Origin of the sequence: Staphylococcus sp. LCT-H4 (assembly GCF_001866145.1) — a bacterium.
GTDB lineage: Bacteria > Bacillota > Bacilli > Staphylococcales > Staphylococcaceae > Staphylococcus > Staphylococcus succinus.
On sequence record NZ_MODY01000001.1, the window covers coordinates 324,121 to 345,299 of the forward strand.

18 protein-coding genes and 1 riboswitch are annotated in these 21,179 nt (G+C 31.2%); of the genes, 5 read left to right on the plus strand and 13 right to left on the minus strand.

All coding sequences use genetic code 11. The annotated features are described in order from the left end of the window. Positions 1-10: 10 nt before the first annotated feature. Positions 11-892 (minus strand): N-acetylneuraminate lyase, encoded by an 882-nt coding sequence (locus BK821_RS01580; protein WP_046835918.1) that lies wholly within the window; start codon positions 890-892, stop codon positions 11-13. A gap of 221 nt (positions 893-1,113) precedes the next feature. Between BK821_RS01580 and BK821_RS01585 the strand changes: the two genes are divergently transcribed. Then, the gene (locus tag BK821_RS01585; protein WP_071331034.1) at positions 1,114-1,986 is read left to right on the plus strand and encodes an ROK family protein; all 873 of its coding nucleotides are present in this window, start codon (positions 1,114-1,116) and stop codon (positions 1,984-1,986) included. A gap of 54 nt (positions 1,987-2,040) precedes the next feature. On the opposite strand, the gene BK821_RS01590 is transcribed toward BK821_RS01585, so the two are convergent. Then, a complete protein-coding gene (locus BK821_RS01590; RefSeq protein WP_071331035.1) occupies positions 2,041-2,838 on the minus strand; it encodes a MurR/RpiR family transcriptional regulator in 798 nt (265 codons plus the stop codon). A gap of 163 nt (positions 2,839-3,001) precedes the next feature. Here BK821_RS01590 and BK821_RS01595 point away from each other — a divergent pair, with 163 nt between their 5' ends. Beyond that, positions 3,002-3,670, plus strand: coding sequence for an N-acetylmannosamine-6-phosphate 2-epimerase (locus BK821_RS01595; RefSeq protein ID WP_046835921.1), 669 nt, complete (start codon positions 3,002-3,004; stop codon positions 3,668-3,670). Positions 3,671-3,744: 74 nt separating this feature from the next. On the opposite strand, the gene srtA is transcribed toward BK821_RS01595, so the two are convergent. Then, a complete protein-coding gene (gene srtA, locus BK821_RS01600; RefSeq protein WP_046835922.1) occupies positions 3,745-4,338 on the minus strand; it encodes a class A sortase SrtA in 594 nt (197 codons plus the stop codon). Positions 4,339-4,549: 211 nt separating this feature from the next. On the opposite strand from srtA, the gene BK821_RS01605 reads away from it, so the two are divergent. Continuing rightward, positions 4,550-5,047 carry a GNAT family N-acetyltransferase gene (locus tag BK821_RS01605; RefSeq protein ID WP_046835923.1) on the plus strand — a complete coding sequence of 166 codons (498 nt, stop codon included), beginning with the start codon at positions 4,550-4,552 and terminating at the stop codon, positions 5,045-5,047. Between the two features lie 171 nt (positions 5,048-5,218). Here BK821_RS01605 and thiC read toward each other — a convergent pair whose 3' ends face one another. The 3 genes from thiC to BK821_RS01620 all read right to left on the minus strand — a co-directional run bounded on the left by thiC (position 5,219) and on the right by BK821_RS01620 (position 9,342). Further along, positions 5,219-6,955, minus strand: coding sequence for a phosphomethylpyrimidine synthase ThiC (gene thiC, locus BK821_RS01610; RefSeq protein ID WP_046835924.1), 1,737 nt, complete (start codon positions 6,953-6,955; stop codon positions 5,219-5,221). 97 nt (positions 6,956-7,052) lie between these two features. Next, a riboswitch (TPP riboswitch) is annotated at positions 7,053-7,156 on the minus strand. A 206-nt stretch (positions 7,157-7,362) separates the two neighbouring features. Continuing rightward, positions 7,363-8,262, minus strand: a complete 900-nt coding sequence (locus BK821_RS01615; RefSeq protein WP_071331036.1) for a phosphatase PAP2 family protein — start codon at positions 8,260-8,262, stop codon at positions 7,363-7,365. A 405-nt stretch (positions 8,263-8,667) separates the two neighbouring features. Continuing rightward, positions 8,668-9,342, minus strand: coding sequence for a haloacid dehalogenase type II (locus BK821_RS01620; protein WP_046835926.1), 675 nt, complete (start codon positions 9,340-9,342; stop codon positions 8,668-8,670). A gap of 195 nt (positions 9,343-9,537) precedes the next feature. Here BK821_RS01620 and BK821_RS01625 point away from each other — a divergent pair, with 195 nt between their 5' ends. Together BK821_RS01625 and BK821_RS01630 are read left to right on the plus strand one after the other, a co-directional pair. Next, on the plus strand, positions 9,538-9,801 hold the full coding sequence (locus tag BK821_RS01625) for a hypothetical protein (protein WP_046835927.1): 264 nt from the start codon (positions 9,538-9,540) through the stop codon (positions 9,799-9,801). Between the two features lie 794 nt (positions 9,802-10,595). After that, complete coding sequence (locus tag BK821_RS01630; RefSeq protein WP_256201610.1) at positions 10,596-12,623, plus strand: helix-turn-helix domain-containing protein; 2,028 nt, start codon at positions 10,596-10,598, stop codon at positions 12,621-12,623. Between the two features lie 19 nt (positions 12,624-12,642). Here the strand turns inward: BK821_RS01630 and BK821_RS01635 are convergent, their stop codons facing one another. The 7 genes from BK821_RS01635 to BK821_RS01665 all read right to left on the minus strand — a co-directional run bounded on the left by BK821_RS01635 (position 12,643) and on the right by BK821_RS01665 (position 21,090). Then, the gene (locus BK821_RS01635; protein ID WP_071331038.1) at positions 12,643-14,115 is read right to left on the minus strand and encodes an ABC transporter ATP-binding protein; all 1,473 of its coding nucleotides are present in this window, start codon (positions 14,113-14,115) and stop codon (positions 12,643-12,645) included. Positions 14,116-14,124: 9 nt separating this feature from the next. Then, complete coding sequence (locus BK821_RS01640) at positions 14,125-14,844, minus strand: energy-coupling factor transporter transmembrane component T (RefSeq protein ID WP_046835930.1); 720 nt, start codon at positions 14,842-14,844, stop codon at positions 14,125-14,127. 1 nt (position 14,845) lies between these two features. After that, positions 14,846-15,430, minus strand: a complete 585-nt coding sequence (locus tag BK821_RS01645) for an MptD family putative ECF transporter S component (protein WP_046835931.1) — start codon at positions 15,428-15,430, stop codon at positions 14,846-14,848. 189 nt (positions 15,431-15,619) lie between these two features. After that, a complete protein-coding gene (locus tag BK821_RS13685) occupies positions 15,620-17,344 on the minus strand; it encodes a glycosyltransferase family 2 protein (RefSeq protein WP_071331039.1) in 1,725 nt (574 codons plus the stop codon). Positions 17,345-17,557: 213 nt separating this feature from the next. After that, positions 17,558-19,246, minus strand: a complete 1,689-nt coding sequence (gene tarL, locus BK821_RS01655; protein WP_071331040.1) for a teichoic acid ribitol-phosphate polymerase TarL — start codon at positions 19,244-19,246, stop codon at positions 17,558-17,560. Positions 19,247-19,352: 106 nt separating this feature from the next. Next, a complete protein-coding gene (locus tag BK821_RS01660) occupies positions 19,353-20,381 on the minus strand; it encodes an alcohol dehydrogenase catalytic domain-containing protein (RefSeq protein ID WP_046835934.1) in 1,029 nt (342 codons plus the stop codon). Further along, the gene (locus BK821_RS01665) at positions 20,374-21,090 is read right to left on the minus strand and encodes a D-ribitol-5-phosphate cytidylyltransferase (protein WP_046835935.1); all 717 of its coding nucleotides are present in this window, start codon (positions 21,088-21,090) and stop codon (positions 20,374-20,376) included. Before BK821_RS01665 ends, BK821_RS01660 begins: the two co-directional genes overlap by 8 nt. Positions 21,091-21,179 lie beyond the last annotated feature (89 nt).

The following is a 21,179-nucleotide window of genomic DNA, read 5'->3' on the forward strand; positions in this document are numbered from 1 at the left end:
ATGCGATGTCTTATAAGTTATATTTTTTAATTAAAGTTTCTAATTGGCTTCGATTACTTTCATCAAAAGGTTTAAATGGACGTTTAGGTTGACCACCATCAATCCCGCGTGAACTTAATATTTCTTTTAATGTTGGGTATATGCCCATAGCTAATATATTTTCAATAATGTCATTAGTATCATGTTGAATTTGATAAGCTTCAGCAATATCTCCATTTTGAGCTTTGTCAAAAATCTGTCTTGCACGTTTTCCGTTCACATTATATGTCGATCCAATTGCACCATCCACACCAGATATTACTGCTTGCACTAACATTTCATCAAAACCAGAAAGTATTAATTTATTTGGAAAAGCATTTCGAATGCGTTCAAGTAAAAAGAAATTAGGCGCTGTGTATTTCACACCAATGACTTTTTCATGGTCAAAGAGTTCTCCAAATTGTTCAATAGAAATATTTACTCCTGTTAAATCAGGTATTGCATATATAATAAGGTCATTTTGAGTAGCTTCAATTAACTCAAAATAATACGCTTTAATCTCTTCAAATGAAAAAGGATAATAAAATGGTGTAACTGCAGAAATCGCGTCATAGCCTAATTCTGTAGCATATTTACCTAGTTCTATTGCTTCATTCAAGTCTAGTGAACCAATTTGAGCAATCATTTTCACATCTTCACTAACGGCTTCCTTTGCTAGTCTAAATATCTGTTTCTTCTGTTCTTTATTTATTAAAAAATTTTCTCCGGAACTCCCATTTACATATAATCCATCTAACTTTTCAGTTTCAATGGCATTTTGGGCAATTTGTTTTAATCCTTCTTCTTTAACTTGACCTCGTTCATCAAATGGCACTAACAATGCTGCGTATAAACCTTTCAATGTATCTTCCATATAATAACCTCCATTTTTTAAGTCTCATGCCCATACGAACAGGCGTATATTTTTCATTTACAGTTCAAATTGTAAACGCTATCATAGAGAGTGGCAATAGCTTTATGAAAATAATAATCAAATAGTCTATATATCTTTGAAAATATTTTTCATAAAACAACAGACATTTCCCTTCATTTGTGTATGGATTAGTAATTAAAAATCAAGGAGGCTGATTCTAGGTGGAAAATTATAAAATAGCAATAGATATCGGAGGCACCGCGATTAAAGCTGCAGTTTTAGATGAATCATATCATTTCATAGATTATAAAAAAGTACCTACGCCAAACAATATCAATCACTTTATCGTTGATGTCGTATATGACTTAGTAGAAACATACCAACAGCTATATAACATTAATCCTTTAAAAGTTGGTATTTCTAGTGCAGGTGTCATTGATGAGGTTCATGGCAGAGTGGTTTATAGTGGACCAACTATTCCTAACTTCAAAAGTACAAATTTCCATACGTTACTATCACCTTTAAGTGCTCAAGTACATGTGTTTAACGATGTAAATGCTGCATTATTAGGTGAACTCGTTTTCCATAAATACGATCAGGAAAATATATTTTGCCTTACTTTGGGTACTGGTATTGGTGGCGCGTTTTATAATAATACGTTACAGCTATATAATGGTGAACGAAATAGGGCTAATGAAATAGGATATTTATTATATAAAATAGAAGATGGTACAACATTTGAACAACGTGCCTCCACTTCAGCACTTAAATCATTGATGCATGACTATGCGTTTGCATATGCTGATGATGTACCTAAGTTATTCGAAGCAGCAAAATATCATGACCGTACAGCTCTAGCTATACTTAACCAATGGGGGAACGATGTTGCAGAAGGTCTTGCTCAAATACAAATTATGTATGATCCAGGATTAATTCTGATTGGTGGTGGTATATCGACTCAAGGTAACCAATTACTTAAATATATTACACCGAAAATCAATCAATTTTTACCACACCAATTTGGACATGCACCTATTCAAACTGTACGTAGTGAAAATCATGCCGCTTTATTCGGTGCAGTGTCTAGATTTTAATATAACCTGAGAAATATTTGATATTGGAACATCAGTATTTCTCAGGTTAATTTTTTATTCATTCAAAATAACATGCTTCGTTTTTTGATAAACACCTTGCATATACTCATCGTCTAACAATAAATAACTTACGATATCAATTAAAAAAAGTGTAGCGATTTGAGTATTAATAAATCTGGAATCATTGATTCTAGATTGATCTGTTGTGATTAACACTAAATCTGCACATTGTGTTAAAGCACTACCCTCATAATTTGTAATTGCAACGACGTAAGCCCCTTGCTCATGTGCAATTTCTGCTGCTGCGATAAGTTCTGCAGTTTCACCACTATTCGATATAGCTACAAATGTATCTGATGCCGATAATAGAGAAGCAAAAATTTTCATTTGATGGGCATCTGTTGAAACATTTCCTTTCAATCCCATACGCATCATCCGATAATAAAATTCTGTAGCCGATAAGCCAGAACTACCTAATCCAGCATAAATAATTTGTCGACTACGTATGATTTGATTCACGAAACTCTGTATTTTATCATCTGCGATAAATTCACCTGTTTGTTGTATGATATCTTGATGATATTTGTGGATACGTTGTATAAGCGGGCTATTTTCAATTTTTTTATCTGTCATTTCTTGCTGTAAATTGAATTTCAAATCTTGAAAATTCTCGTAATTCAATTTATTGCTAAAACGCGTAATCGTAGCTGGTGATGTACCGATTGCATAAGCCAAAGAATTGATGGTTGAAAATGTATCATCAAAATCATTACTTTGAATATAATCTACAATTTGCTTATCCGTCTTGGTAAATAAGTGATGATAGCGTTGTATTCGGTTTTCAAATTTCATTTAAGTCACCTCTCAAAATAAGTATAAACAAAGTATAAATGAAAATGTTTTTCATAACAAACAAATGTATTGATTAATATTTTCTTGGTGTTATATTGAAATTACCTGCCAAATATAATTAAAATTATTTTTTAAAATTACTAAAGTTATGGAGTGTGTAATTATGTTACCAAAGGGATTAATTGTTTCTTGCCAAGCATTATCTGACGAACCATTGCATTCATCATTTATCATGTCAAAAATGGCCCTAGCAGCATATGAAGGTGGCGCAGTTGGTATTAGAGCAAATTCGAAAGAAGATATTATCGCAATCAAAAAAGAAATAGATTTGCCTGTTATTGGTATTGTTAAACGAGATTATGCTGGATCAAATGTCTTTATTACTGCCACACGTCAAGAAATTGATGAACTTATTACAAGCCAGTGTGAAGTTATTGCCCTAGATGCTACAATGCAAACGCGTCCCAAAGAATCACTTCAAGACCTTGTTGCTTATTTACGAGAAACTGCACCGAATATTGAGCTAATGGCTGATATTTCTACAGTGGAAGAAGCACAGTATGCTGATAAACTCGGATTTGATTATATTGGAACGACTTTACGAGGCTATACACCATATACACAAGGTCATATTTTATTCGAAGATGACTTCCAATTTCTTAAAGATGTGCTCAATCAAGTAAATGCCAAAGTCATTGCTGAAGGTAATGTTATGACACCTGAAATGTTAAAACAAGTCACGGATCTTGGTGTTCATTGCACAGTAGTAGGTGGCGCAATTACACGTCCTAAGGAAATTACCAAACGCTTTATACAAGCTATGAATCAGTAAACAGATAAAAGACCGTGAACATGCATTGTGTAATTAATTACTCAAACATTAATGTCATTGCGGTCTTTATTGATTTATATCTCTTTTGCTATAAATATTTTACGTTTTTCCCATTCCCCTGTTTGTTCATTATAGTTGTCACATGTTATCAAAGTTAATTGTTTAGTAGATGTATCTTGCTCATCTAGCACTTGTACATCATCTGGTTGCACATCAAATACTTTAGTAATCTTATAAGTGCGCTTTTCGTTTCCTACATTGAAATAAACTTTACTGCCTTTATGTACTTTAGGTAAACTTGAAAATTGATAATCAGAAGATCCTTTAACTGTATGTCCTGCAATCGCAATATTTTGATCGTTTAGTGACTCATTTCCTTCAGCAAAACTTACCCCTCTATCAAGTTGATTCGGCGTAGCAGGACCAGGATAAACTGGCGTCTTTATGTCAGCATCTGGTACCGAAATATAACCGACCATTTTTGTTTTATCTTTAGGTATAGCGGTGGATGTATGATGTCGCTGCCTACGTTCGTATTTTTCAACTTTTTTTTCATTATCTTTGACAGCAAAATAGTGTTGAATGGATGGTTTAGCAAACATATAAACAGCAGTTAATATGAGTAATATGCCAACAGTTGTAATGAGTCGGTCGCCCCATTTTTTCATGCTCTAATACCTCCCTTTACAGTTACATTTATTACTTTAAATATAGCGCAACACTTTATCATATATATTTATATTTATCATACCTTATCGTGATATTTTCGTAAATTTTATTACAATAAATTGCACCTTAATCAAAATAAGTGTTAAATATAAATAAATAGATACTTTATAATTACATTACCTAAAATAATCGAAAAAGGATGGTTTGCTTATGATACGTCATGCTACTAAAACAGATTTACCAAATATATTAGATATCTATAATGATGCAATCTTAAATACTACTGCAGTATATACATACAATCCACAAACTATTGAGGCACGTGAAGAATGGTTTGAAAAAAAAGCAAATAATCATGAACCTGTACTCGTATATGAAGAACAAGGCGAAGCAATCGCATTTGCAACTTATGGGTCTTTTCGTGATTGGCCAGCCTATCAATATTCCATTGAACATTCTATTTATGTAAATAAGCACCATAGAGGTAAAGGTATTGCTTCTCTATTGCTTGCTGAAATTATTCAAACTGCACGTGATCATGGATATAAAACATTAGTAGCTGGTATTGATGCAACTAATGATTATAGTATCTACCTACATAAGAAGTTTAAATTCACCCATTCAGGCACAATTCATAATGTAGGCTATAAATTTAATAAATGGCTAGACTTAGCTTTCTATCAACTCGACTTAAGTAACAACGAATAAATCGCTCATTTAAGGTGATTTTTATTGCAAAAACATTATGTTTAAAGATAATGACATATATTAACTTAAATTTCTAGATAATGATTGAAGAAAGCATACAAAAAAACTGCCACAAAGTCGGGAACCTTGTTGGCAGTCTGAAACTAAACATTATATGCTGTGACCTTATATTTAATGGTATATTTTACTACCTTCGGACACAAATTCTTCTGACTTTTGTTTCAATCCTTCTGCTTTCAATTCGGGGTTTTTTCGTAAATCATGAGAGATACGCATTGAACAGAATTTCGGCCCACACATACTACAAAAATGCGCAACTTTTGCTGATTCTGCCGGTAACGTCTCATCGTGAAATGATCTCGCTTTATCAGGATCTAAAGAAAGGTTGAATTGGTCATACCATCTAAATTCAAACCGTGCCCTACTGATCTCATCGTCTCTTTTTTGGGCACCTTTCATACCTTTTGCTAAATCAGCTGCATGTGCCGCTATCTTATATGTGACTACCCCTTCTCTTACATCATCTTTGTTAGGCAATCCTAGATGTTCTTTAGGTGTAACGTAACACAACATCGCAGTGCCATAACTCGCAATCTGTGCCGCTCCTATTGCAGAAGTAATATGATCATAAGCTGGGGCAATATCTGTTGTAAGCGGTCCTAAAGTATAAAATGGTGCTTCTTGACAATAAAAATCTTCAAGTTCCTGATTTTCTTTTATTTTATGAATTGGCACATGTCCTGGACCTTCAACCATCACTTGAACATCATACTTCCATGCAATAGCTGTAAGTTCTCCTAATGTTTTTAATTCCAAGATTTGGCTTTCATCATTTGCATCATAAATTGATCCAGGTCGTAAACCATCGCCTAAAGATATTGCAATATCATATTCTCTTAAAATTTCACAAATTTCGCTAAAGTGCATATATAAGAAACTTTCTTCATGATGCGCTAAACACCATTGTGCCATAATTGAACCACCACGCGAAACAATACCCGTTAAACGACTCACTGTAGTTGGTACATATCTTAATAATACGCCTGCATGAATCGTAAAATAGTCTACACCTTGTTCAGCTTGTTCGATTAAGGTATCTCTATAAATTTCCCAAGTAAGATCTTGTGCGTTACCATCTACTTTTTCTAACGCTTGATATATTGGAACTGTCCCAACTGGAACAGGAGAATTACGTAATAAAAACTCACGTGTTGCGTGAATATTTTTACCAGTTGAGAGATCCATAATTGTGTCAGCACCCCAGTGAATTGACCATACTAATTTTTCTATTTCTGCTTCTATTGAAGAACTCACTGCTGAATTCCCTATATTAGCATTAATTTTCACTTGGAAATTTTTCCCGATAATCATTGGTTCTGATTCTGGATGATTTATATTATTAGGAATAATTGCGCGTCCACGTGCAATTTCAGAACGTACATACTCAGCTGATATATCTTCTCTTGTTGCAATAAATTTCATTTCTTTTGTAATAATACCTTGTCTTGCATAATGCATTTGTGTCACATTTTTTCCAGGTTTTGCTTTACGTGGTTTATATTCAAAGGGTGTTTCTACGAATTTTTTATGGTTATCTTTTTTAAAACCATTATCCAATGAAACGACTTTACGTCCTTCATAAAAGTTCGTATCGTCACGTTCTTCAATCCACTTGGCTCGTAATTGTGGTATGCCTTTTTGAACATTCACTTCATAATCATCATCATGATAAGGTCCAGCAGTATCATAAACAACTACTGATTCATTAGGCGTTGTGCCTTGCTCTGTGACAGTCGGTGATAGTTCTATTGACCTAAAAGGCACTTGAATATCTCGTTCTTCACCGCTAATCCATAATCGTTGACTAGATGGAAATTGTTTCTTTAATTCAATTTTATCTTGTTCCATAAAAAAACTCCTTAGCATGTATTATTGCTAGGAGACCTGGTCAGAAATCGCATATATAGTGAAGTTAAACAACAAACAGTATCAAATTACATTTTGAAACTGCTATGTTATGCTTCCCTACGCTGGTATTAACCAGATCAGGTTCAAAGGGTTGAGACCAATGTCTCTTTCAGCTATTGAAAAGCACCCCTAGCAATTGATATTAAATTCTGATTCAAACTTAACACTAATCATTTTTAATTACAAATAAATTTATAAAAAATATTCATATTCTTTTTCAAAAATTCATCATATTTTTCACTGTCTAATTTATCAGTGCGCTAAATCCTGTAAAAAAGCCAGAAGATATATAGTACTTCAATATCCTCTAGCTTAAACTTATTTTGAATATATATTAACTTCAAATATTACATTTTGTACGTATTCAACTTATTAATCATATAATCTGCTGCAATCATTAGCATAAAAATTAACATAAACGACATCGTAACGTCGCCTAAAAAATGGGCACCAATACGTAAACGACTGAGACACATAATAATTGTATACGCCAATCCAATATTGAATATCACTTTTTGCGATTTTAACTTTTTAAAATAAAAGGCTATAAACATAAAATATGCCGCATCAGTCGTATGCCCTGAAGGGAAAGAACTATGTCCAGTATTACCATTTATCGTTAACCAATTTGTAAAATGCGCTCCATGAGTGCCGATTTCATATGGTCTTGCGCGTCCCCATAATTCTTTTATACTATCAATAGTTTCTAATCCAACAAGTAATACAAAAAAACTAACTAGCGCTACTTTAAACAACCTTTCTATTTCATTTTGATCTATACGTTTTAACCAAAATTGATAGACAACTAGTATAATAATAAGCAAAATAATAAATGTAATTAAGTACCCTGCACCTATAGATAATGCACTTCCTGCATCACCTTCATTACTAGCCACGCCTATCGGTTTATGCTTCTTAATATTATCTAAACTTGATACGACATACTGCACTGTTTCTGATAGAAGTGAATTAGTTTTTATTAAAGTATAAATAAATGTCATAATTAGAATGATATATTTAGCTAATTTGCTATGTAATCTTGAAAATATATAAAAATTTAAAATAATCATTGAAATAATTAATATTAACGTAGGCGGAAATAACCCTAAATCTTGAAATATTGTTCCAAATACAGAATTCTGATTCATAAGAAATTGTGAAACAGGTAAGTCAATCCATAAAGCCGCAAGTAAAATGCTGCTAAGTATGACTAGAATGAGTGTCGCTAATCTTTTCGAAATAACCATATATCCTCCAGACTTCAAATAACCAAAAATTTTAAAAAATATTTATTTGATTTAAAAATATTTTTCAACTCATCATTACCCTTAATAAAGATAAATATGTTTAAAATTTAAATATTATATAATATTTTATTGTTATTCACCTTTATTAATGCAGTAAAATTAGCGATTTAAGGTTAAATTTCATCATTATAAATATTCCTCATTTTTAGTTAATGTGACAGTACTGTAAGGTCACAAATCTCCTATAAAATGATATATTAAATGAGTAGCGAAAATTATTTTCATAAAAAGTTCTTCATATACTGAGTTATGCTCAGTCAGACATAAAACGACAGACCTCTATAACATGAGATCTGTCGTTTTACTTTGTTTATTATCCATTATAATATAAATGTTCTTTTAGAATTATTTATTCATTTCCAGCCACTTTACCATTTCATTAAGATTGTTCACTGTAATAGTAGGTTGCTGACCATTTTCATCAAACACTTCATTTTTTCGATTTACCCAAACCGTGTTAAATCCAAAATTGGCAGCGCCTGTAACATCCCATGTATTCGATGATACGAATAAAATATCTTCACGCTTTAATTTATAATATTCTAAAACGAGTGCATAGCTAGCAGGACTCGGTTTATATTGTTTAATTTCATCCACGCTAATTACGGTATCGATATATTCAGCTATCTTTGAATTATCAACTAATGGCATGAGCATATTATCACTACCATTTGAAAGCACACCCAAATCTATATTCTTTGCTTTTATATCTGATAATGCTCTAGGGATTTCCTTAAAATAGGTTAAATCTAAATATGCTTCAAATAATCTATTAACGTCCTCACGATTATATTGAATTTCATGAACATCTAAAGCGTAACGTAATGTCTCTTTAGTCAATTCATCAAATGAAATATAACGTTGCATTGCTTGCCTTAAAAACATGTGCCTCATTTGCGTCTCTCTCCACAACTTTGCAATAGAGGTCGCTAAATCATCATCAAAATCTGGCATATTATTTTTTAGAGATGATATATCAAAAATTGTGCCATATACATCAAAGATTATAGCTTTATACATATTAACCCTCCCTCTTACAAATAAAAAATCAAACTTACTTACTCTTATACACTTTCACAATAATTTAAAACAGGTTCTATTGTATTTTCAATATTTTTTTATGGGGCTCTTTGTAAATTTTGTGTAAATTTACAAATTGCAACATTAACATTCTTAAAATCGGATATAGAAAAGTAAGAGAGGAGGCTGGTTGTTATGAGAAAATTATTTGCACATGATTTATTCAATCTCTTTTTCATCGCGTTCTGTTATATGGTCTTGATTACTTTAACGCTATTTGTATTTGATATTTTTGAAGTAAAAACAACCGGTTCTGTATTTTTAGAAACTTTAAGTTCAATTACTATTTTTAAAATTTTTAACAACACTTTGTTTAACGGTTTATTCACTTTATTTTTAATCATTTCATTCGTGCTTGTCGTTTATAAATCTTTAGACCTTTATATAAAAAAAAGATAGCACTTTCAAAAATTAATTTTATATTTTAGCTATATTAACAACTTTCGTAGTTCTTTATAGCCTACTTTAAGTTGTATGAATTATAATTCTAATAAAAATTATATTGTAACATTACAATGCAAGTTATATAATATTCTTAGAGAATGCTTTAGTGTTTTATATCAATTCTATCAATGTGCCATCTATCATCATAGTTATATTCCATTCCCAGAATTAAACTTTATGCACCCATTAAAAATACATGATATAAAACCGCATTCTTATCAAATTCAAGCTTATACACAAGAAGCTTATTTGAAAAAAGAGATCTAAAATCGCTTTCAGGCAGTGATTTTAGATCTCTTTCAATATTCGTGTGTTATTCACTCATGTATGTTTTAAAACTGCTGATTCTCAAGTTATACTTCGTAACACAATATAATTATTAACCACTCATACATTTAAATGCACTTTCCATGTGAAACCTGTTTTTCATATATTTAACCGAACACTTTCTCTTACAACTATTCCTTTAACTAACTTTTAGTAAATTTATTAATCAAACCTATATTTTTTTTACTACTCTCTCTTTAATAAGTTAAAAATTATCTTTCCAACTTCTAATTATTAATTCTAAATATACCTTTATTAATCTTTGTTAATATCCATTCATTTTTAAGGGCTTACAGTTGTAAAATAGTTTTATTACTTATTAATAATAGTACCATTTGAGGCCAAAGGTGATATTTGTGATTAGTTCTATATCTATAAGAAACCATTACTCAACTGAATTAGCACGATGTATAAATGAAACCATGATATTAATACCGTTAGGAGATCCCTGTAAATTATTTTTAAATGGGGCTGTTGTTACCATAGAAGACGGCATAATCATTAATAATGCAGACTTATATCAATTGTTAGATGTCCATAATCTTATTGAAATAAAAATACCGTTACCTTTATTTATGACAAGAGATGCTTACCTAGTCAATGCTTATTTTGACTTTAACCGTATTAAACATATAGATCAATTTAAAAATATGATTTTGCAAGAATTACACAAAGATTTTTCTAAAGAAGCGCATCTCACTTCCTATATTTCTAAAATAATAGATTATTTAATAAAAGAAGCCAAAGTGCCTTTGCAGGATATATATTTACCTCAACTACATACAAAACATCCTTTATTAAATAAAATCATTCAATATATACATAAAAATATATTTGGAACACTCACGACCCAACAAATTTCTAAGGCGTTTTATATATCTCAATCTTATATTTCTATTCTATTTACAAAAGTATTGAATATTAATTTCAAGTATTATACTACTTCCTTAAAAATAGCTTTGTCTTTGTATGACTTGGCACAAGACAATAAAAATATTTATGATATTGCCGCTAAATATAGTTTTAAAAATGTAAGTACATATACAAAGCATTTTAAATATTATGTTAATATGCCACCTAAGCGATATATCTACCTCTTTAGATGTGGAGAGTTTGATATCCCTTATCGGCCTGTAACTGATCATATAGTTTTGTCCAAACATATCTCTGAATTTTATAAACATACTACTTCTAATAATGAAGCTGTTAACGATATAGATTTAACTCACATTAAATATAACCATTATTTTAAAGATCCTTATATCGTAATTGAGTTAGAAAACATGTACGATTTATTAAATTTCAAGAGAAATAATATAGAAAGTATAATCTATTCACAATTTTCAAAAGTAATATTACTAATTAAAAACATAAACTTTGATTTTATAAATAATCTAGCAATGCAAAAACTATTTAATGCAATTGAATTTCTGACACGGAAACATTGCCACTTAACATTTAAAATCACTAATATCTCTTCATTCCAATCGTTCAACTATTATATATTACAAGCATTTAATACATCACTATCTTACATACAATGTTTAAATAGTATCTCCCTACTATTTGAGCTTACATCTCATAGTATCAATAAGACGAATCACTTAGTTAAACGTCTACAAAAAAAATATTCTAATTTAAAATTAGGCATTTGTGTAGACGATATCATCCTCACTAAATTAACTTTAAGTGACATGATTACAACTATCACTGCTTTCGATGTTGATTATTATTATATTAATCTTGATTTTATTGAACTAGGAACACAATTAAAGCAAAAATCAAAACAAAATAACAACGAATACAATTTAAGAGAATCAATCTTACTCTTTATTAATCGCATGACTAACGCCTATTCACACAAATTAATTTTCAATAATATTACACATCACGCATTGAGACGCTACTTTAATAATCTTAATTGCGAAAGTCACATACTTTTACTCCATTTACTAATTGATTTAAATCAAAAAATTGGTGGTCTGGGTTATCCTTACTACTCAAATGATAAGAATAGACTCATGCTTATTGGAAGTCATCAAAGTACAATGCCAATTGTGCATATTTACAATTTATTACAACCATTTATCAATCAACATATCATGTTGCATTCCTGTGGTATGGTAAGTAAAATAAATAATCACTATCATTTATTGTTATTTACTAATCTCATCAGGAACCCTAGTCAATCATCTATAATTGTTAACATTTATCACCATTATTCTAAAGATTTCCCAATATTCACGCGCCTGCTGAATCAAAACCATGGCATTATAACGAATATGATTTCAGCTGATTTAAATTTAAATTCTATTGAGCCTTCATTGTTAACACAAATTAATAAGGCAAATCATCCATTAGCTAAATTAAGCTTACATAATCATAATCAAGCTATTACATATGCCCTTTCTAATTCATCTATACAATATGTAGTTATTCCACCAAATTAACCACAAAAAGCCCCAGATATTATTCATCTGAGGGCTTCTCTATTTCAAAGAACGTTTGCAATTTTTCTAAGTTATATTCATCTAATCTATACTGTGATACGACAGAACCTGCTTCCAATTGTAATACTTCATCTGCACATGATAGTAATAACTCATAATCATGAGTTATTACTATTATTGTATGCCCTTGCTGGGCCAAATCATTAATAATTTCGCTCATTTCTCTCATTCTTTTACCATCTAGACCACTTGATGGTTCATCAAATATTAAAACGTCTCTTTGGGTTTCCACAGCGCTAGCAATGGCTAAACGTTGTTTTTCACCACCTGAAAGTGCTAATGGATGCCGCTCAATATGACTAGCTATCCCATATCTTGTTAAACACGATTTAATTGCTTCATCACTCAATTGATCATTACTTAATCTCAGTTCTTCTTCCACATTTTCTGCAAATAGCTGATTATTAACATCTTGAAAAACCATATATACATGATTTAATCTCTGGTTTCGAGTTAATACACTCTTTTCATTATTTACTTTACCTTTAAATTTACGTTCAAGACCTGTTAAGCAACGTGCAAACGTAGATTTTCCAGAACCATTGTAACCAATTAAAGCTGTCACTTCTCCTTTAGGTAACTTTAGCTTATCGATATTCAATGCAAGTGGTTGTTTAGCTTTGTATCTGAAATAAAAGTTATGTAAGTTTAAATACGTGGTACTTTCACTTTTAACTCGTTTGGGTTTCATATGAGTGAGATGCGTGTGCCTCAAACCTAATGAAGTCAACGTCTCAAGTGATAATGTATTAAAAGTGTAATTATCATATCTTTTTTTTATAGTTCCTTGCTCCATAACGATAAAACGATCTACTACATCTATTAAATAGTGTAAGCGATGCTCCGCAATTACTATAGTCTTTCCTGTGCTTTTCCAAAGTTCAATCATGCTTTTTAATCTAGTAATCGTCTTAAAATCTAAGTTAGATGAGGGTTCATCAAGTATAATCAATGCATGTCCAGAAACTTGAATTGCCGTGCATGCAATAAGTTGCTTTTCTCCTCCTGAAAGGCTAAAAATACCTCTATCTAGTAAATGTTCGAGGTTAAATTGATATGCGCTATATCCAATATCTGATTTTATTTGCGTAGGGTTAACGCCATAATTTTCAGGTTCAAAGGCAAGTTCACTTGTTGTGTTCAAGCAAAAAAATTGAGATCTAGGATTCTGAAATACGGACCCACTTTCTTTAGAAACATCATAGATAGATTGGTCTTTCATATCTTTATTATTGATTATTATTTCACCTTCAATATGCCCCTTAAAAAAATGAGGTATTGCTCCGTTTAATATGCGCGTTAATGTCGTTTTACCACAACCTGAAGCGCCGGTTAAACAAATCACTTCCCCTTTATTTACAGTAAGATTTATATCGTTCAGTGCCTTTTGTTCATTTTCATAATTAAACGATAATCCTTTTATTTCAATCATTTTTTAACCTCACAATAGATAATAAGCAATGTATAATAATAATCCTATACCTAAAAACAACCAATCCAACCAACTTAACTTTAATTTTATGATAGCTGTTCTTCTATGCGTTAAATTCAAGCCACGCGTCATTGCAGCAACAGTCAATTCATTGCCTATTTTCACAACACTACTTAACATCGGTACAATACGATATTCTATGTATTGAATTGGTTTTTTTAAAGCAAATCGCAATGAGATGCCTCTCATTTTCATAGCATCTCTAATTAAAGCTGATTCCACCTTAATTGTCGGTATGAATCTAAACATCACTGATATAGGTATCGTAATCTGTCTAGGTAACTTCAAACTTTCCAACCCAACGATGAGCACTTCTACTTGTGTAGTCTTGAAAATATAATACCCCATAACAAGTGCCGGTAAAAAGCGCGTAACAATACCTGAAGGAATAAATATTGCTAGTGTTGCAAATTGACTCTGACCAACTGTAATGAAGGCTTCTCCATACCAAGCACAAGTAATGAGTACAAGTGCTGATATACCTTTTACATATTTACCTATCATCACTATTAATACGACTGGTATCAACATAATTAATAATCTCACTATAACTTGATTACCAGTTACACTACCGGTCAATGAGATAAGCGATACAATGATCATAAGTGCTAACTTTATTCTTGGGTCCAGATTATATAATTTATCTTGCTTTATTATATGATTATACATATTAAATCATACCTGCACGCTTAAAATGCTTTTTCAATACACCTTTTGCAATATATGCGCCTAACCATGCCCCAACAATTGTTGTAATAATGATTACAGGAATCATTCCAAATGAAAATAATCCTGCTACTGTCGCCTCATAATTTGCACCATATTTTTCTCGAATAAATGATAAATATGAAGTTCTCATAAAGTAGAATGGCAATAAATTACCAACAGACCAAAATGAAAATACGATATAACCTACAATATTATATTTCCAACTTTTATAGCGTCCAACAGACATGATAACATCTGCAATAATTATTATTGGGACACTGAGGATCAATGCTATCCATGGATGTCCCATGATTGCTAATATTAAACTAACCACTATTCCACATATGGTCAGCGCTCCAAATTTTTGAGTTTTACTGAGTAGTAACATTATAGGAATAGCACCAATTAAACCTATCATTGCTGGAAGTAACACCATAAAAATAGGGATAATGCCTAAAATACCTGGTGGTGCTATAAAAATGAAATAGACAGCCGTAAACAATCCAATATTTATTAAGTCTTTAACATCAATCTTATTATTCTTCATCGATAACTCCTTTTAACATCAATCAACATTTGCTTCTTCAATATCAAACACTGTTACAAATATGTAATTAACGATCGTACTCTACATATTCCCACGATACTATAATTGAAAACGATTATCAATAACAGCGCGCTGTATATTAAAGAAAGTGATCTAATATATCATTAGACCACTTTCCATTATATACAATTAATATTTTAAAACTAAGTGCGGTGTTTCAATACGAAAGTCTTTTTTTAATTCACTTGTTTTTATCTTATTTAAAAGCGTCAATTTATATATCATCCATTTTTCATCTGTAGCTGTAGTTAGATAGCCATATGTAAAATCACTTCCTAACATAAGTGCTGTCATACCTTCAGATATTAAATAATTAAATTCTAAACTTCGTAACTGCATCGTATTTTTATCCACAGCCTTCACTTCTATCATATCGTTCAACCTATTTTGTGTTACATAAAACGATAAATTATCATAGTCTTTTGTAAAATAAGGTGTAAAGCGATAGTAGTGGTTCCCATTTTTCGTGATTGTGCTTGTCTCCGCCTCATAAGGATATGCTTTACGTTTATTACCAATACGCTTTTCAATCGTCATATTATCAATACGCATTTCTAAAAATATATCCCACACTTTTTCTTTAATTAAATATGGCATAATCTCGTCCATAGTCACCCCAAATTTAAAGCGTGTTTGATCATTAACTGCTAAAGGTATATAAATCATTTCTTTCTTATTTCGCGAAACAAGTTTTAATTGAATCATAGTAGCTACCTGGTTAGGATTAATAATGGATTTTAAAAACTCTACTTCTAAATTAAAACCTTTATCATTAAAATTAAATTGTGTAAGCATTAAATCAGGTTTAGTAAGTTGTTGAAATTTAAAAAATGGCTCATCTTTATCGAATTGAATTTCTAATCCTTCTTGGTATGCATTAAAGTTATAAAATCCACCATTCTTATAGCTTTCTTCGACAATTTGATAATGGTTCATATCCTTCTTACGTGCATAATATAATAATGGTTTTAACCCATCTTTTAATAATGCATCCACGCGTGAAGGTACTTTTAGGATAAAATCACCTAAGGCATCCATCCACTCTTGTTTTTTATCATCTGCTATTTTTAACGAAAAGTTGTTTGTTCTTGAGAAAGAAAAATGTCTGTCTATGAAACATGCTAATACTTCATCTTTATTATCTAACGTACTATTTATGATTTCTTCAGTAATCAATGACATGACTTGATAAAAATCTTTAGGTGAGACATAAGCTGAACTCATATGTTCCCCTTCACGTTTTGTTGCATAATAATATGGTTTATCACAGAGTACTGCTATTTTTTGAGCATTTATATATGCTTTCATAGTAAATAATTGGTCTTCCGCACTTTTCAAATCTTCTGGGAATACAATACCATGCTTTTTTAGAAGTGAGGTTCTATAAAACTTTGTAGGACTTAATGTGTACATAATTCTAGAATTGGAAAGTGTCACAGAATCACTGGTTCTTTGGAACATTGATTTTGGCACTCCACGACCATTGACGCCTTGCATTTTCACTAAGACTACATCAGCATTATTATTGTCCACAAAACCTGCGACATCTTTTAAAGTATCTGGGTTAATGTAATCGTCAGAATCTACAAAGAATACATATTCCCCTTGTGCAATTTCTAACGCTGTATTTCTTGGTTTACCTGGTCCACCTGAATTAAATTCAAGCTGCTTTACAACCAAATTCAATGTGTTCTTAAAAGGTTCTACGATTTTTAGTGTGTCATCTGTAGAGCAATCATCAACAAGTATCACTTCAAAATCTTTTTTATTAAACGTTTGTTGTTGAAGGCTTTGCATAAGCTCTTTGATATATGCCTCTGAATTATAACTCGGTACTATAATTGAAAATTTCATTACTAACCTCACCTCGTAAAAAAGTGAGTGCCATTACAAAGTCGTATACTGCGCTCAATAAAGATATTAAAAAATCAGTCGCTTGTTAGTTAACAATCCTACTTTATGGATTTCTTAACAATAATGCTGTTCAATCTTTATATACTTAGAGTTTATATTTTCCTTTGCACTTCACTCACAAAATTTAACCTTATATTTAGCTTATAGATATTCTTAACTTCCGAATAAATGTCTTACCAAACGTTCACTAGAGCGTCCATCTTGATATTTAAAGTGTTTATCTAAGAAGGGCTCTACTTTCTCTAGTTCATAATCTTCGTTGTCTAATGACGTAATTAAATTATCGAATGATTGAACAATCTTTCCTGGAACGAAAGTCTCATATGGTTCATAAAAGTCCCGAGAAGTAATGTAGTCTTCTAAATCAAACGCATAAAATAGCATAGGGCGTTTGAAAACTGCAAATTCGTATACCAAGGAAGAATAATCACTGATTAAAATGTCTGTAATAAACAAGATATCGTTTACTTCTCTCATATCTGATACATCTACAAAGTATTGTTCATATTCTCTAGGAATTCTTAATCTATTTTTAACAAATGGATGCATTTTAAATAATACGACTGCATTATTTTCACGACAATAACGTGCAAATCTTGCAAAATCAATTTTAAAAAATGGATAGTGTGCAGTATGATGACCATTACCTCTAAATGTAGGCGCAAAAAGCACTACTTTTTTCCCTTTAATAATAGGTAATACTTCTTCCATTTCCGTTACTATTTGTTGCTCATAGTTTTTGTCAAATAACGTATCTGTTCTAGGTACACCAGTTGGAATAATATTTTGTTCTTTTATCCCAAAAGCCTCCCCATAAAATGGAATATCTGTTTCTGATGACACAAAGGCTTTTGTGTAATTTCTATGATTAACAGAGTTGAAAAATGGACCACCCTTTTTACCTGCACGGCTGTATCCAACAGTTTTAAATGCACCTACAGCATGCCAAACTTGAATGATTTCTTGGCTTTTCCTAAAATTCACAGTATAAAGTAATGGGTGAAAATCATCTACAAATATATAATCAGCTTTACCTAGTAAATATGGGAATTTAAATTTATCAATAAAGTTTCTTCTCGCAGAAATATTAGATTTAAATAAACAATGAATTTTGTATTTTTCGTCTAAATTTTGTCTTAACATTTCATTATATACATACTCAAAATTCCCAGATATATCGGCTCTTGAATCAGAAGTAAACAAGACCGTATTCCCTTTTTTCAAATGGAAAAATTTTGTTGTATTAAAAATGAATTTAAACATTGTATTTCGTACATTAAAAGAATATTGATTATATTTTAATTTTAACTCTTTCATCTTTTCTTTGACTGGATTCATTTTAGGTACAGGCACTTTAAAATTAATATTTAATACAAATTCATTTACTTCACTCGAAATCATTGGTCTAACGGTATATTCTGTTGTCTTTGAGTTGCCACCTTTTTTGAATGTCCACTTATAGCAATTTAATAGATAATTGTTTTTACCATTTTCTGTTTCCTGGTTTTCATATGCTTCTAATTGTTCCTCTGTTAACTCATATTCATTTGCATCTAATAATCGTTCATTAATATTTCCAATGTAATCGTAGTCACCTTTATAAATTAACAAATATTCTCCTGATGGAAGGTAGTTTCCATTATCAAGAATTGCTACATTAAAGCGTGCTTTAAATTTATTACCATTTATCTGTACATTATTGGCAAGTAGCTCCTTTGTCTCAGTTAAATTTCGTAATATAAAATTGTGCTTATTCATTATGATGTCATCTACATGACCTTCAATAAATAATTGAATACGTTCCCAGTAGATATTATCAATTATTATTTTAGATTTACCCAATTTAACAAATCCTCTCTAATTGCGTTATGAAGTTTATCTTTCATCTTAATTGTGTAGATTCAAGCGAATGAGTATGATTGCTGAATCGAGAAAGTATATGTGCTAATTACATAATCCATTTAATTACCGTTTTTCCCCATGATGTTGATAAATCTTCTTCAAAAGCTTTCACAGCATCATTAATGTTCTTAACTTCAAACTCATTTCCTTTTAATAAGGCTAACTTTTCAACAACATCAGGATGATTTTTATATAAATTAGCAATATCTTTAAAGTCTTGCACACCACTTCTACTACTACCAAATAGCGTTAATCCTTTTTCTAATACTAAACGCGTATTTACTTCTACAGGATATTCATTTACGCCTAATAAGCTAATCGTCCCTTCTGGAGAAATCAAATCGATGATCTGGTTAATGGCTGATTGACTACCTTTTCCACCTACACATTCAAAACCATGATCAAACGTTACACCTTCAGGTACATCATGTATATGAAAGACCTTTTCTACAAATGAAAAATGACTTAGTTTATAATCTGTTTTACCAAATACGTAAATTTTAGCGTTTGGATAAACTGTGTGAAGTAAGATAGCAGTTATATATCCTAAATTCCCATCTCCCCAAACTGCAAAACTATTCTTATAAGCAATAGATTTACGTTCAAAGCGTTGTATTGCATGCCAACTCACTGTTACTAATTCAGAATAGGCAATCGTACTTAAATCTTCTATACCCTCATCTATTTCAACTACTCTATCATGATTCATAAAAACATAATCTTGCATAAATCCATCATAACCGCTAGACCTAAATTTGCTACTTGCTAAATAGTTCTCAGCAATCACTTCATCTTCTTCTACGGGTGTATTTGGAACCATAAGTACTCTTGTACCTGGATGATATATCCCTTTATTGTCATAAACTACTTCTCCTACACCCTCATGAATTAATGACATAGGTAGCTTTTGTTCTAAAACTTTATGATTTCTACTTCCTGTATAATACCTTTGGTCCGCTGCACAAATAGATAAATACAAAGGGCGTACAATGACTTTATCACTTTTTATATCTTCGTTATTGTACGTTACTTCAAATTGTCTGGGCGATACAAGTTGATATACTTGATTAATCACGCGACATCCCACCTTTTATGATTGAGTTAGCAACTTTAAGATCATAAGGGGTCGTAATTTTAATATTGTATAATTCTCCCATGACAATTTTCACAGGTTTACCTGCCACTACCAGTATCTTACAAGCATCCGTCAATATTTTCTTATTCTCATTTGATAACTCATTGTAAGTATGTTTTAACAATTGAATATTAAATGATTGAGGGGTTTGCCCTTGATACATTTCACTTCTTACAGGGATAGATTGAATGGATTCCCCATCATCCGAAGTAATAATGGTATCTGTAGCTGGTATCACGGTATCAACCGCACCATGTTGAATCACAGTTTCTATATTTTCTTTGATGATACGTCGCGTTAAAAACGGACGTACTGCATCATGCGTTATAATTACATCTTCTTCATTGACTCCATTTTCTACTTCAACTGCATGAATGATGTTCATAATCGTTTCATTGCGGTCGGAACCACCTTGTACAACTTCAATTCTGTCGTCAGTAATATTATGTTTACGTAAAGTATCTTTTGTATGTGAAATCCATTTTTGAGGTGTTGCAATAAAAATTTTATCAAATTCACTTGTAAGTAAGAATTTTTCAACTGTATGAATAAGTATCGGCTTGCCATCTAAATCTAAGAATTGTTTAGGTAAAGGAACGTTTCCCATTCTCGAACCAATACCTCCAGCTAATATACCAGCATATATCATATATTTTCCTCCTAAATATCCGGTTCATTCATAGTTATTATTATTGTAAAATTTATTGAATTTCTCTATATGAATACTTAAAAAAATAC